12 protein-coding genes are annotated in these 14,391 nt (G+C 53.4%); 5 read left to right on the top strand and 7 right to left on the bottom strand.

Translation table 11 applies throughout. The annotated features are described in order from the left end of the window. The first annotated feature begins 59 nt into the window (after nucleotides 1–59). Genes GQ51_RS04090 through GQ51_RS04100 form a run of 3 tightly spaced genes read left to right on the top strand, consistent with a single transcriptional unit; the run spans nucleotide 60 to nucleotide 1,915 of the window. Nucleotides 60–794: a pseudouridine synthase gene (locus tag GQ51_RS04090; protein ID WP_047550117.1), complete on the top strand. Its 735-nt coding sequence runs from the start codon at nucleotides 60–62 to the stop codon at nucleotides 792–794. A 14-nt stretch (nucleotides 795–808) separates the two neighbouring features. Then, nucleotides 809–1,411 carry a lipocalin family protein gene (locus tag GQ51_RS04095; RefSeq protein WP_442922089.1) on the top strand — a complete coding sequence of 201 codons (603 nt, stop codon included), beginning with the start codon at nucleotides 809–811 and terminating at the stop codon, nucleotides 1,409–1,411. A gap of 30 nt (nucleotides 1,412–1,441) precedes the next feature. Next, the gene (locus GQ51_RS04100) at nucleotides 1,442–1,915 is read left to right on the top strand and encodes a hypothetical protein (protein WP_047550120.1); all 474 of its coding nucleotides are present in this window, start codon (nucleotides 1,442–1,444) and stop codon (nucleotides 1,913–1,915) included. Nucleotides 1,916–1,944: 29 nt separating this feature from the next. Here the strand turns inward: GQ51_RS04100 and GQ51_RS04105 are convergent, their stop codons facing one another. Continuing rightward, entirely contained in the window at nucleotides 1,945–2,784 is an 840-nt protein-coding gene (locus GQ51_RS04105; RefSeq protein ID WP_235276163.1) for a TraB/GumN family protein, read from the bottom strand. 261 nt (nucleotides 2,785–3,045) lie between these two features. Further along, nucleotides 3,046–5,178, bottom strand: a complete 2,133-nt coding sequence (locus GQ51_RS04110; RefSeq protein WP_047550125.1) for a YgiQ family radical SAM protein — start codon at nucleotides 5,176–5,178, stop codon at nucleotides 3,046–3,048. A 215-nt stretch (nucleotides 5,179–5,393) separates the two neighbouring features. Here GQ51_RS04110 and GQ51_RS04115 point away from each other — a divergent pair, with 215 nt between their 5' ends. Further along, nucleotides 5,394–9,062, top strand: a complete 3,669-nt coding sequence (locus GQ51_RS04115; protein WP_047550127.1) for a DUF748 domain-containing protein — start codon at nucleotides 5,394–5,396, stop codon at nucleotides 9,060–9,062. Nucleotides 9,063–9,126: 64 nt separating this feature from the next. On the opposite strand, the gene GQ51_RS04120 is transcribed toward GQ51_RS04115, so the two are convergent. The 5 genes from GQ51_RS04120 to GQ51_RS04140 all read right to left on the bottom strand — a co-directional run bounded on the left by GQ51_RS04120 (nucleotide 9,127) and on the right by GQ51_RS04140 (nucleotide 13,576). After that, entirely contained in the window at nucleotides 9,127–9,747 is a 621-nt protein-coding gene (locus tag GQ51_RS04120) for a class I SAM-dependent methyltransferase (protein WP_047553834.1), read from the bottom strand. Between the two features lie 79 nt (nucleotides 9,748–9,826). Continuing rightward, nucleotides 9,827–10,177: a DUF3147 family protein gene (locus GQ51_RS04125; RefSeq protein WP_047550129.1), complete on the bottom strand. Its 351-nt coding sequence runs from the start codon at nucleotides 10,175–10,177 to the stop codon at nucleotides 9,827–9,829. 30 nt (nucleotides 10,178–10,207) lie between these two features. Next, nucleotides 10,208–11,626, bottom strand: coding sequence for a copper oxidase (locus tag GQ51_RS04130; RefSeq protein WP_047550131.1), 1,419 nt, complete (start codon nucleotides 11,624–11,626; stop codon nucleotides 10,208–10,210). After that, on the bottom strand, nucleotides 11,626–13,023 hold the full coding sequence (locus tag GQ51_RS04135) for a TolC family protein (protein ID WP_047550132.1): 1,398 nt from the start codon (nucleotides 13,021–13,023) through the stop codon (nucleotides 11,626–11,628). Before GQ51_RS04135 ends, GQ51_RS04130 begins: the two co-directional genes overlap by 1 nt. A gap of 121 nt (nucleotides 13,024–13,144) precedes the next feature. Next, a complete protein-coding gene (locus GQ51_RS04140) occupies nucleotides 13,145–13,576 on the bottom strand; it encodes a hypothetical protein (RefSeq protein ID WP_047550133.1) in 432 nt (143 codons plus the stop codon). A gap of 79 nt (nucleotides 13,577–13,655) precedes the next feature. Between GQ51_RS04140 and aat the strand changes: the two genes are divergently transcribed. Further along, nucleotides 13,656–14,375 (top strand): leucyl/phenylalanyl-tRNA--protein transferase, encoded by a 720-nt coding sequence (gene aat, locus GQ51_RS04145; protein ID WP_047550135.1) that lies wholly within the window; start codon nucleotides 13,656–13,658, stop codon nucleotides 14,373–14,375. Nucleotides 14,376–14,391 lie beyond the last annotated feature (16 nt).

Consider the following 14,391-nt stretch of genomic DNA (forward strand, 5'->3'; position numbering starts at 1 on the left):
TGACTAAAAAAACGCCCGCATGATGTGGGCGTTTCTGCTGAGACGGCTATAATACAGCCATGGCTAAGAAACTCTCTATAGAACGCATTTTGCATAATCAGGGCTTTGGCTCGCGCAAACTATGCCGCATTTTAATCATCAACGAAGAAGTCACCGTGAACGGCGAACTTTGCGATGATCCCGATGCCGCATTCGACACCGACAAACTCAGTTACACCATCAAAGGCGAACCATGGGTTTACCATGAAAAGTCCTACCTGATGCTGCACAAGCCGGGCAATTACGAATGCTCGCACAAAACCCAGCATCACCCTACCATCTACAGCCTGCTGCCGCATCCGCTGGTGGAGCGCGGCGTACAGTGCATAGGCCGGCTGGATGAAGATACGACCGGGCTGATCCTGATTTCGGACGATGGCCAGTTCATTCACAAAATGAGCTCGCCAAAATGGAAAGTGCCCAAGATATATGAAGTGACCTGTAAACATCCGGTGAGCGATGAGCAGATTGCGCATATACTGAAAGGCGTGCAGCTCATTGATGAAGATGCGCCGATTGCAGCATTATCCTGCGAAAAGATCAGCGACCATGTCATCCACATGACGCTGGCAGAAGGTAAATACCACCAGGTAAAACGCATGGTGGCAGCCATCAGCAACCGTGTCGAAGGCTTGAAACGTATCCAGATCGGGCAGCTGAAACTGCCCGATGACTTGAAAGTTGGCGAATGGCGCTGGCTAAGTGAAGAAGACCTGCTTAAGCTGAAGCCGCAGGAAAACCAGGCCACAGCATAAACAGGGGACACTTAATGATGCAAGCGGCCAAAGCCATGATAACGATACGAAACCAGCTGTTGATGCTGTGCACGCTGATGCTGACATCCTGCATGGGCGTCCCGGACGGCATTAAAGTGGTGAATGGCATTGATGCCAGCCAGTATCTGGGCACCTGGTATGAAATCGCACGCCTGGATCACAGCTTTGAGCGCGGCCTGGTCAATGTCACCGCGACTTACAGCCTGCGTGATGACGGCGGGATCAAAGTCGTCAACCGGGGCTTCAACCCTGAAACTAAAAAATGGAAAGAAGCCGAAGGCAAAGCCTATTTTGTCGACCCTGAAAATGCAGATGGCAGCTATACCGGCAAGCTCAAAGTATCTTTCTTCGGCCCATTCTATGGCGCGTACAACATCATCGAACTGGACAAGCCTTACTATAACTACGTGATGCTGTGCGGCCCGGATAAGTCCTACTTCTGGATACTGTCACGCACACCGCAGCTGCCTTATCCGATCAAACAGCACCTGATCGCCAAAGCCAAAGAGCTGGGTTTTGCGACTGACCAGTTGATCTATGTGTCACAGTCTGCTGATAGTGTAGATTACGAAGCCGGCCGCCACGTAAGGCATTAATCATGCAAGCTGATCAGGCATAAGTTAAAAATGACACTGGAAACCTGGGAATTACTGAGCTATATCGTGACCGTTTTCGGCTTTCCCCTGGCCATATTCGCTTTCATGGTCGAGCAGCGCAAAGAACGGGAGAACGAAGACGAAGAAGTGTACCAGTTACTTACCGCCGACTACACGGATTTCCTGAAACTGGTCATGCAGCATCCTGACCTCCAGCTACGCTCAAGCTGCGAAATTACCAACCTCACTGAAGAACAGCAGGAGCGCCAGCTTGTGATATTCGAGATCCTGATCTCACTGTTTGAGCGCGCTTACCTGCTGAGCTACGATGAAAAAATGTCCAGCAAGCAATTGCGGCGCTGGCGCTCGTGGGAAGACTTCATGAGCGAATGGTGCGAGCGCGAGGATTTCCGCAGACTCCTGCCCAGGCTGCTTCACGGTGAAGATCCGGATTTTGCGGACCACATCAGGAAGCTGGCCGAAAAACACGCATTCAAACAATAAGCGCCTGCATCGTTCGAAACCGGCGCATGCTACTTAAGCCGGCTTAATTTGAAACCAGCCCGTTTCAGGCTGACAATCAAGCCTGTTTCACCAGCCAGGTGAGAAGCACCGACGGCCACAAACAGTTTTTTTGATGTTGCAGCTTCGATAATACGCGCTGCCATTAATGCATTTCGCTCATCCAGCAGCTTGTAGCGCATACGCTGCCAGACTTCGGCCGGCAGCATGCCGCCGGTGATTTTTTCATCCAGCGCAGCCAGTTGATCGCTGTCGCCCGCGAGGTATGTTCTGATCAAATGCTCATAATCATTCAGCTTCTGTTCATCACTGCGTTTGAGCACGGCACGCAGCAACAGCAGCTGCTCTTCAAGGCTCAGGCTATCCATCGCGTTAAAGTGCTCTGCCGGGGTTTCCAACCCGCGCACCTCTTTGCCAAAGTCTTCAGCTTTAGCCATCAGCAGGTTATCCTGCGCGAATGGGGTCAGCGGCCTGGGCGAATCAAATATCGCCGCCAGCAGCCATGGCTTCATGCGCAGCACTTGAGCCCTATGCATCACATGGAACTCGGTCAGCGCATAGACTTTATCAAGCTCATCCTGGCTCAGCATATCCCTGAGGTTGCCATCGGACATCATCAACAGCTGGTTGTCCTGCAGCGCCTGGGTTTCCATCATGAAGACATCAATCGACCCAAGTGCCTGCATCACCGCAGGCGGGAACTCAGTCACGCGATCATCATCGGTATGGATAGTGCCGAACAGGTAGACCGTTTCACCGGCAGGCGATTCCGCTTTCCAGAACAAGCCCGGAGCAGCCCATGTATTTGCGCTGCATAAAAAACTGAATAAGGCAAAAAGGCTCAGTAACATCAGCCTCTTTACCGCATTATTGAAATTAGAAATCATATTAAAGTCTTTTAAAGGCTGCGGTTTACTTCAACAGGTACAAACCTTACTCTTTTCAAGACCTTAAGCACACAAGAAAAGTTTTACGAGAACGCCTATAAATTCAACTTTTGAAACTAAAAACAGGAATTTTTGCCTTGACCGTCATTCCCGCCTGCGCGGGAATGACAAAATCAAGAGAGGTTCATAAATAACTCATCATTAAATCAATTGATAAAAGTACCCTTACGAATACTTACGTTTCTTCTCTGTGGAACGCCTTCTTACCGTGCGTTCCAGCTGCTCGCCGCGCACCGTAGTCACAGGCTTACCGGAAAGCGGCTGCCACGCAGGGATCAGGCAATGCTTGCCGCTGCCGATCAGGTCGGGGCGCCCCATACGGTTTAGCGCCTCGCGCAGCATAGGCCAGTTGTTCGGGTCATGGTAGCGGATAAACGCCTTGTGCAGCTTGCGCACATTGCCGGCCTTAGGGATTGGCACCCCCTCTGAATCTGCCGTCACCTTGCGCAATGGGTTCTTGCCGGAATGATACATGGCGGTAGCCATTGCCATTGGCGTTGGGGTAAAGGTCTGCACCTGGTCCAGCTTGAAGTCATATTTCTTTAGCCACAACGCGAGATTGAGCATGTCTTCATCCGTGGTGCCGGGATGTGCCGCAATAAAATACGGAATCAGATATTGTTTCTTACCGGCTTCAGCACTGAATCTTTCAAACATGGCCTTGAAGTCGTCATAGGCATCCATGCCGGGTTTCATCATCTTGCTCAGCACATTATCTTCACTGTGCTCAGGCGCGATTTTCAGGTAACCGCCCACATGGTGCTGTACCAGTTCCTTGACATATTCAGGCGATTTCACGGCCAGGTCGTAACGCACGCCGCTGCCGATCAGGATTTTCTTCACGCCTTTAATGGCACGCGCCTTGCGGTAAAGCTGGATCAATGCGCTGTGGTCGGTTTGCAGGTTTTCACAGATACCGGGGTAAACGCAGCTCAGTTTGCGGCAGTTCTTTTCAATAGACTCGCTCTTGCAGGCAATGCGGTACATATTGGCGGTGGGGCCACCCAGGTCAGAGATCACGCCGGTAAAGCCATCGACCTTATCGCGGATTTCCTCGATTTCCTTCAGGATCGAACCTTCTGAACGGCTCTGGATGATACGGCCTTCATGTTCGGTAATGCTGCAGAACGTACAGCCGCCAAAGCAGCCGCGCATGATATTCACGCTGAAACGGATCATCTCCCAGGCCGGGATTTTTGCCTCTTTATATGCCGGGTGCGGCTTACGTGCATACGGCATGTCGTAAATATAATCCATCTCTTTCGTCGTGAGCGGAATCGGCGGCGGGTTAAGCCAGACCTCGCGGTCGCCATGACGCTGCACCAGCGCACGGGCATTGCCGGGGTTAGCTTCCAGATGCAGCACGCGTGAGGCGTGTGCATACAGCACCGGGTCATTCGCCACTTCTTCATAAGCCGGTAACCGAACGACCTGCCGGCTTCTGTCCGCCTTGGGCTTGCGCACGATCTCGACCACATTAGTGCCGGCAGGCAAGTCTGCCTTTGCACCGCTTTCTGTCGCGCAGCTGGCGTCTGCCTTGCCCATCTTCATTTCATATGGGTCTACATGCTTATCTACCGTACCGGGGCGGTCGAGCCTGGTGCTCTCGATCTCGCTCCAGCCTTCGGGGATTTTCTTCCGCAAAAACGCAGTACCGCGAATATCCTGGATATCCGCCACTTTTTCACCTTTGGCGATACGATGCGTCAGCTCAACCAGCGCCCGCTCTGCATTGCCGTACAATAAAATATCGGCTTTGGAATCAACAAGAATGCTGCGGCGCACTTTGTCCGACCAGTAATCATAATGCGCGATACGGCGCAAACTGGCCTCAATGCTGCCAATGACCAGCGGTACATCGGAATAAGCCTCACGGCAGCGCTGGCTATACACCAGCACGGCACGGTCCGGGCGCCTGTTTGCTGCGGCATCCGGCGTATAGGCATCATCACTGCGGATTTTCCTGTCAGCCGTGTAGCGGTTGACCATGCTATCCATATTGCCGGCTGTCACGCCGAAATACAGGTTCGGCTTGCCCAGCACCTTGAATGCATTAGCGTTCTGCCAGTCAGGCTGCGCAATGATCCCCACGCGGAAACCCTGCGCTTCGAGCAGGCGGCCGACCAATGCCATGCCGAAACTTGGGTGATCGATATAGGCATCGCCTGTCACCAGAATAATGTCACAGCTATCCCAGCCCAGCGCATCCATTTCAGCGCGAGACATAGGAAGGATGGGCGCAGGCCCGAACCGCTTCGCCCAGTAAGGACGATAGCTTTGGACGGGTTTTGCCAGCATGGTTGAGTATTGTTCCAAGGTGTATTCGATAAACTATTGAAGACCGCGCATTTTACGCGCTAATTGTATGATTAAAAAGCTCTTTTACTAATTTTTTACACATTATTAACCATACTGGAAACAAGGCCATGAGCAATGGCGCCATATGCCGCACACCCGCAGGCAGCCATGATTCATCACAACCTATAAGGCAATATTTTTGCTAAGATTGCCTGATGTTAAATAAAATCAAAAATTACCATCTCAATAAACCGCAGAAGATCGTTGCCGGTTTGACTGTTTTTTACCTGCTGTTCAGCTACTTTGCCGTCAACCCGCTCGCCCAGCGCATCGTGCCATGGGTCGCGAAGAACCATCTGGCCAGCAATGCCAGCATAGGCAAAATGACGTTTGACCCCTGGCGCCTGAAAACCACGATTGAGGATTTCAGCCTTACGGAAACCAGCGGCGCCCCGCTCGCAGGTTTTGATAAACTGGTCGTGGATATGGAGGCAAGCGGTTTATTCAGCCGCGCGTGGAAATTCAAGGAAATCAGCATCACCACACCTCGCGCAGACATTGCAATATCAAGCACAGGCCAGCTGAACTGGGCAGCGCTGATAGCGAAGCTGAATGAAGACAAAACACCGCCTGACGATACGATCCCGCGCCTGATGATCGGCCATCTCGCCGTGAAGCAGGGCAATATCCAATACACAGATGCGAACCGCCCCGAACCATTCAAAGCCGGACTGACACCACTGGATTTTGAGCTGGACAGCCTTTCAACGCTGCCCCAGGATCGCGGCGCTTACTTCATTGCAGCAAAACTGCCGGAACAGGGCGGTTCCCTCGAATGGAAAGGCAACATCGGCGTCAACCCGATCGCCTCCAAAGGTGAAGTCGCATTCAAACACATCCAGCTTGCAAAGCTGGTGAAAATCGTAAAAAGCGAAACATTACCCCTGGCAGCTGCGGGCGGCGACATCCAGGCAAGTTTTGCCTATGATTTTTCAATGCCTGCAGACCAGCCCAGGCTGCTGCTCAGCAATGTACTGCTAGCGCTGGATAATGCGGCGGCTAAAGTCACGCAAACCGGGGCGCTGTCATTGACGCAGGCCAAGCTGACCGTGCCGGACCTGGAATTTTCGATGCGGGACAGCAAGCCGCAGCTCAGTTTCCGCGGCCTGGATTTAAAATTAAGCGGCCTGTCCCTGGAAAAAGACGATGGTCACGATAAAGTCCAGCTGCTGTCGCTGCCGCAGGCAGACGTCAGCCAGCTGACGTTTGACCTAGCCACACGCCAGGTGAAGGTTGCGCAGGTGCTCTTGGCAAACGGCCAGATCAATGCCGTCCGCGGTAAAACGGGTAATATGGACTGGCAGCAGGCGCTGGCACCCCCGGCCGGTGAGCAAACAGCAGCCCCCGCCGATCAGGCACAGGCCCCTGCATCAGAAACCCCGTTCACGGTAGATATCGATGATATTCAGCTGCAACACTGGCATGCAACCTACCATGACCAGAGCCTGATGCACCCGTTACAGCTGAAGGTCAGCGATTTGAACCTGGGCTTCATGCTCACCATGCCGCAGGGTAATGTAGAAATCAGCAATTTGCAAAGCCGCATCAACGGGGCTAGCGTTGTGTCGGCTTTATTCAGCAAGCCGGTTGCTACGCTGGAAAAACTGGACATCACCAGCGGTGGAATAAGCCTGGAAAATCAAAAAGCCGACATACAGTCTATCGTTCTGTCCGGCCTTAAGACTGAAGTCATCAAGCCTGCGAATGAACCCCTGAACTGGCAGTCAATATTGAAACCCGCCATTGTTGTTTCTACCCAAACAGGTCAGGCAGCTAATAAAAAAGGCAGCAAACCTGATTGGGCAGTGTCACTCAAAAAACTGGCGCTGGATAATGCCAGCCTGCATATTGAAGACCGCAGCACGGCAACACCTATGCAGCTGGATATTGAAAAAGCCGCATTTGAAATACAGGATGCATCACTTGACCTGTCCCGCGCCATCCCGGTTAAAGCCGCGTTCAGGCTTAAACAAGGCGGTCAGTTCAATGCACAAGGCAAACTAACCCCCGCTCCCTTTAAAGCCAATGTAGACCTGAAACTGGCACAGCTCGCCATCAAGCCATTCTCGCCATACATTAACCAGCAGGCCATGCTGAAACTTAACGATGGCACATTGGATATAGCGGGTAAACTATCCGCCAAAGAAAACAAGCAGCTCGCCCTGGCCTTTAACGGCGGCTTCAGTGTCAACAGGCTCGCCTTGATTGAAGAAGCTACGAATGCACCATTCCTGCAATGGGAGCGCGTCAGCAGCAAAAACCTGACCGTCACCCTGGCCCCGAACCTGGTCAGTATGTCAGAACTGCAGGTCATTAAGCCGAAGGGTGAAATCATCATCCACGAAGACGGCAGCATGAACCTGACACGTATCTTGCGCAATCAACCTCCGGCAGCGCTTTCGCCGACCGACGGCAAAGCTCGAGCCAGCAAACCCGCGGCCTCCACCGCAAAGGCCGCCAATACCTCAGCAGCCCAGGCCGCATTGACATCGGGGGCAGCCTCACCGCAACCGCAGGCCAGGAATACTGCCGAACTGCCTGTACCGGCAGCGGGCACCAGCCCAGCGCCGGCGTTTCCGGTCAATATAGACACGGTTCGCATCGAAAATGGCGAACTGGACTTTGCCGACCTGACGCTCACGCCGCAGTTCGGCACGGATATGCACTCGCTTACCGGCGTCATTAACGGGGTATCGACCAATCCCGCATCGGTGGCACAGGTTGAACTGGACGGCAAGGTCGATGAATATGGCGCAGCGCGTATTCGCGGCTCGATACAGCCTTTCAACGCCACGAACTTCACCGACCTGAAATTAAGTTTCAAGAACCTTGAAATGAACCGGCTGACGCCCTATTCCGGCAAATTTGCAGGCAGGCACATCGACTCCGGCAAGCTGAGTGTTGACCTGGAATACAAGATCAAGCAGCGCCAATTATTGGGCGAAAACAAATTCATCATCAACAAATTAAAGCTGGGTGAAAAAGTGAACAGCGCAGAAGCTGCAAACCTGCCGCTGGACCTGGCCATTGCCATTCTGGAAGACAGTGATGGCGTCATTGATCTCGACTTGCCGATCTCAGGCAGCCTGGATGACCCTCAGTTCAGCTATGGCAGTATCGTATGGAAAGCCATCAGGAACGTATTGAGTAAAATCATCACCTCGCCTTTCCGCGCATTGGGCAAGCTGTTTGGCAGCGGCGCCGAAAAACTGGAAGCGATTGCGTTTGAAGCAGGAACATCGGCACTTGCGCCACCGGAACGGGAAAAGATTAAAACCGTGGCGGAAGCACTCAATAAACGACGTGGGCTAGCGCTAGGCATCACCCCTGGCTATGACACCGCTGCGGATACGCGTGCGCTTCAGGAGCTCGCGCTTCGCCGCAAAGTGGCAGAAGAAATGGGGCTGGAACTTGAAGCAGGCCAGCAGGCAGGCCCGATTGACTTGTCCAACCCCAAGACACAAAAAGCCATTGATGCCCTGCACGACACGCTGACCAAAAAAGGTCTGCTCAAAAAACTGGTCTCCAGGTTCGAGAAACCCAAGGAAGGTCACTATGAACAAGCCGTAGAAAAACTGACTGTCAGCATCACGGTCACCGAATCCGATTTGCAGGCCCTGGCCAGAGCACGCGGCGAAGCCGTACGCAAAGCCTTGATCGATTCAGGCGTAAGCGCAGACCGGCTGCATATAGACAGCACGGTTACAAACAAAGCCGAGAACCAGACTGTCGATACCAAACTGACCCTGGACGTCAAAGCAACGCAAAGCGCTGCCGCCCAACCTGAAGTGCCGGCTGGCAGCGCCCAGCCGGCCGGCCAGTAGCAACCCACCCATGGCTTTGACTGACTGATCCAAAGTTCAAATGGCTGCCTTGAGCACCTGATTCTTAATCAATGCCCTTGCGCAAATAACAATACACAAACTGCTGCTCGGTGCCGGATGGCGTGTGATGCACTTCTTTAATGTGCCTGACCAGATGGAAAGCATTACCAAATTCAGCATGCAGCGCTTCCGGGGAATACCTCATGACCGGTAAACCACTGCATTTTTCTGGCCCGTCTTCGGCAAATGTGGCGATAATGACATGACCATTGGGACGCACAGCACGCATGAGTTGCCGTACATAGGCCTGACGCTCTTCCGGTTCGGTTAAAAAATGAAACACCGCACGGTCATGCCAGATATCAAAACGGTTTTGCGGGAGTTCAACTTTCGTAATATCCCCCAGCAGCCAGTGAATGGAGCCTGCATCATCACCCAAACGCTGCTTTGCCACCTCCAGCGCAGCCGCCGACAGATCAAGCACGGTCAGGTCTTTGAAGCCGGCAGCCACCAGCTCATCCACAAGCACCGACGTCCCGCCGCCCACATCAATGATGGCTGCATTCTGACTTAAGCCAGTGCCGTGAATAAGCGCCAGGGATTGGCCGGCATGCTTCTGAAACCAGCTCACACTATCCGATGCCCTGCTAGTGTATACCTGTTCCCAATGTTGTTTTTTATCCATACCTAGATCCCCAATTTTACCTGCCAGAACCATACCCGCTTAAATACAGCGCCGTCATTGAGAATCTTACCCCTTACCTTCAGATCAGCTCTATCCCGAAGCGGCGCACCACCAAGGCAAACAAACCGAAACAAGCCATTGTAATCAGCACACACGCCAATAGCGTAGGCCAGAACCCTATCCTGGGCAGAAGCACCGGAAAGGCCAGGAACATCGGCAGTGTCGGAATCACATACCAGAATGTATACCAGGCATGATTGGCGATCTTGCCCGCAGGCTGCTGTTCGACATAAAGCCATATCAAAGTCAGCACCGTTACCAGCGGCAAGGCCGCAACCAGGCCGCCTAGCCTGTCGCTGCGTTTCGCTAACTCAGACACCAGCACCACAACACCGGCAGTCACAAGATATTTAACAATCAGGTATCGCATATTCCTATCCTTTCACGGTGTTTAGCCACCTCAATGCCCGCTGTGTTCGCCATGCCCCTGCGGCTTACGCACCTGAAGCTCTACCGCAGCCGGCGCATTATTAACCGGCGGCCTTGTTGCCTCCGGCACTTTATCGGTGCCGCTGTATTCGCTCGCTACAGTGCCTTTGGGGTGCCGGTAAGGCCCCGGGTCCCTGTAATCGTTGCGGGCAAGACCTTCACGCACTTTCAGGGTACTGAACATGCCGCCCATTTCAATCGCGCCATACTGGCCGGTGCCACTCATCATCGGCAGCGTATTTTCCGGCAGCGGCATATCCATCATCGCCGCCATATCGCTCATTTCCGACATGCCGGTTTCGCCCATTGCCATGTAATCCGGCACCAGGTTGCTGATTTTTTTCACCAGGTCATCCTGGTTAACATCCAGCAAGGTCGGCACTTCGTGTCCCATGGCGTTCATGGTGTGATGGCTCTTGTGGCAGTGCAATGCCCAGTCGCCCGGCTCATCGGCCACAAATTCAATTGCGCGCATCTGGCCAACCGCAATGTCAGTCGTGACTTCCGGCCACCTTGCTCCCGGCGGCACCCAGCCGCCATCGGTTCCCGTTACCTGAAACTCATGCCCATGCAGGTGAATCGGGTGATTCGTCATTGTCAGGTTACCCACACGAATGCGCACGCGGTCATTTTTACGCACGACCAAAGGATCAATCCCGGGAAAGGCGCGGCTATTCCATGTCCATAAATTAAAGTTGAGCATGGTATTGGTTTTGGGTTTATAGCTGCCCGGCTCGATATCATAGGCATTCAGCAGGAATACGAAATCCCGGTCTACCGGCATCAATTTGGTATCCTTAAAATGCGTAACCCAGCTCCCCATCAGCCCCATCGCCATCTGCGTCATTTCATCCGCATGCGGATGGTACATAAACGTGCCCGGACGCTTTGCCACAAATTCATAGACAAAGGTCTTACCGGGCATGATGGCCGGCTGCGTAAGGCCACTCACGCCATCCATGCCGTTGGGCAGGCGCTGCCCATGCCAGTGGATGCTGGTTTTTTCCGGCAGGCGGTTTGTCACGAACATGCGTACGCGGTCACCTTCCACCACTTCAATCGTGGGCCCCGGGCTTTGGCCGTTATAGCCCCATAAGTGCGCCTTCATGCCGGGGGCTATTTCACGCACTACCGGTTCAGCTACCAGGTGAAACTCCTTCACGCCGTTGTTCATGCGCCACGGCAGGCTCCAGCCATTCAGCGTGACCACCGGGTTATATGGCCGCCCGGTATCGGGATAAAGCGGCGCCTGCGTGTCGGCTTTTTCGGATGAAACAATCTCGGGCAATGCGGCCATTGCCGTTTTATTGACTGCGCTTAAAGCGATGCCTGCCCCGGCAACGCCGGCAAGCCTGAAAAAATCGCGCCGATTCAAGTTTGGAGATTCCATTATTCTTTTCCTTCCAGTGCATTCAGGTTGCCGATACGCGTCATCTGCAGTTCGGTATCGGCCAGCCAGAATTCATTCAGTTTTTCGATATAGGTTTTCACGCTGGCAACTTGCGCACGCGCATCAGAGAACAGCTCAAACGGGCTGACCAGCATGCCGTTATAACGCAGCAGTTTTTCGTCCAGCATCTTTTTGCGCAAGGGCACGATTTCATCATGGTAATGCCGGGCAATATCGTAGCTGGTACGGTAACGGCCATGGGCTTCACGGATCTCCGACTGTGCATTGGCTGCGATATAGGCAGCGCGGTTTACCCCCTGCATATAAGTTGCCTCCGCCCTCGCTACCTTTGCCCCGCCCCAGTCGAACAGCGGCAGCTCGAATGAAATATCAACGCCGTTCTTATAGGTATCCCCACGCCGCCCTTCAAGCACACGCGCAGGCCCCAGTTCCAGCACGTTAATCACGCTGGTCGCTTTAGTGAGACCTAACTGTTTGGCCAGCGCCTGCACATGGGATCGCGCGGCCTGTATATCAAGCCGCTGCTCGAAAGTTTCCTGCTGGAACTGCGCTGATTCAGCCATGGTATCGGGCAAGTCCGGCAGGCGCTTCTGTAAGGCAAGCTGATGCACGGGAATACCCAGTAGACGCGACAATGCCTCATGCGAGGCCTGCTGCTTCTGTTTTGCTGCGAGCACATCCTGACTGGCATCCGCATAAAACCCCTGCTCACGCACCAGTTCAAGCTGGTTCCAGTTACCGGCTTTGACCATGCGCCTTGCCATCTCGGCGCTGGCTTCCGCCGACTCTTTCACCTGCATGCTATAGGCAAGCTGCTCATTCGCCGCGACCGCGTTAAAGTACGCCAGCCGTGTCTGGTATGCCAGTTTCACGACCTCAAGCGCAGCCTGCTGCTTGGCTTTCTCGAAATTAAGGCGCTCGATTTCCAGCATTTTCGGCATGGTCAGCAGTGAGAAAATATTGAAGGTAAGCGCCTGCTCGATTTTGTAATCGCCATTATGCCTAGCATACAGCATCGAAAACTTCGGGTTAGGCAACCGGCCAGCCTGCACGACATCCGCTTCGGAAATACCAAGGTTGAATAGTGAAGCCTGCAAGCCCTTGTTGCTCAGCAATGCAAGCTGCACCGCGCTTTCGACATCCAGCGCATTTTGCAGCAGCGCTTTCACCTGCGTTTCCGCAAGCTGCTGTTCCGCTGCGGTTTTTGGCCACACAACCTCCTGCCTGATGTGCTTCTGCGTCAGGGATTTCACATCGTTCAAACCACCGTCTTTAGAAAAACCGGCACACCCGCTCAACACAAACCCACTGGCCAGCAATAGCGGCAGGCCGCGCAGCAAGCCGTTTCGACCAGGGATTATTTTTACAATACTCATACAACCTCCATCTGTCACTGACTGGGATTGACGCAGCCAGGGCGCATCAATCCCGAAAATATACGGGTGCAATGCGTTTCAGGCTTTTGCAGCCGGTTACGCATGCATCTGTTTACAGCCGTCAGGCGATGGGTGGTTTGCTTGGTTGGGGATTCACAGGTGCCAGGTAAAGCACCCCGCTGGCAACTGCCAGCACAGGCTGGCCGGAAACAGCCGCCATGGCTGGCTGGTCGTAAACCATCATTGAAAAACAGGCCATGCAGTGATTGCAATGGCCGTCGCTGTGATGCATTTGCGATGACGGTACAGGCGGATGGCCGGCAGGGTGTGCATCAGCGTCATGCTGATGCTCGGATCCGGCCTGGTCATGGCAGTGCCCTGAATTGACATGCGCCGCTGCAAGCGTGGTTTGTGTGATTTGTGCAGGTTCGCCATGCATACTGCCAAAACTCGCAGATACCATCATGCCGCCGGCATACACAGTGTTCGCGATCAGCACCGTCGTTAGCAGGACAACTAAAATATGCAGAAAATGATGGCCAAATAAGCGCATGTGTTCTAAATCAATGGTAGGATAAAAAACGATACCTCAAGCATAGTCTAAACTAGACCAGCGAATCAAGATTAAGTTTATGAGCCATGCCTATTACCAATTGCCGAATGGCCGCGTTGCCTGCATCGATGGCGACTGCGCTTTCCCTCCGCTCGAAAATGCGCTGCTCGAACCTAACGGCCTGATTGCAGTCGGCGGGGACCTTTCCATGCCACGCTTGCTGGCAGCCTACCGCAAAGGCATATTCCCCTGGTTCAGTGATGACGAGCCTATTCTATGGTGGAGCCCGAACCCGCGCATGGTGCTGTTTCCTGCTGACTTTAAAATTTCCGCCTCACTCGGCAAGACATTGAAAAAGCAGAAATTTGAAGTACGCTTCAATACCGCCTTTCGCAAAGTCATCTCAGCCTGCAGCAGCACGCTGCGTGGCGGGCAGAACGGCACATGGATCACGCAGGACGTTGTCAACGCCTATTGCGCGCTGCATGAGGCAGGTTATGCAATCTCAGCCGAGGCATGGCTTGACGGCCAACTGGTGGGCGGCTGCTATGGGGTCCGAATCGGCCGCATGTTTTATGGCGAGAGCATGTTTCACCATGTCACCGACGCTTCGAAAGTCGCATTTGCCGGCCTGGTAAAACACCTGGAAGCCCAAAACATAGCCATGATAGATTGCCAGATGAAAACTGCGCACCTGGCCAGCCTGGGGGCGCGCGAAATAAACCGCGACGAGTTTATTACAAAACTGGCCTTACTCTGCAATAATGAACCTTATGCCAATACCGGCGGCCATACATAATATACGGTACCTATCT

This window comes from Methylotenera sp. G11, assembly GCF_000799735.1.
Lineage (GTDB): Bacteria > Pseudomonadota > Gammaproteobacteria > Burkholderiales > Methylophilaceae > Methylotenera.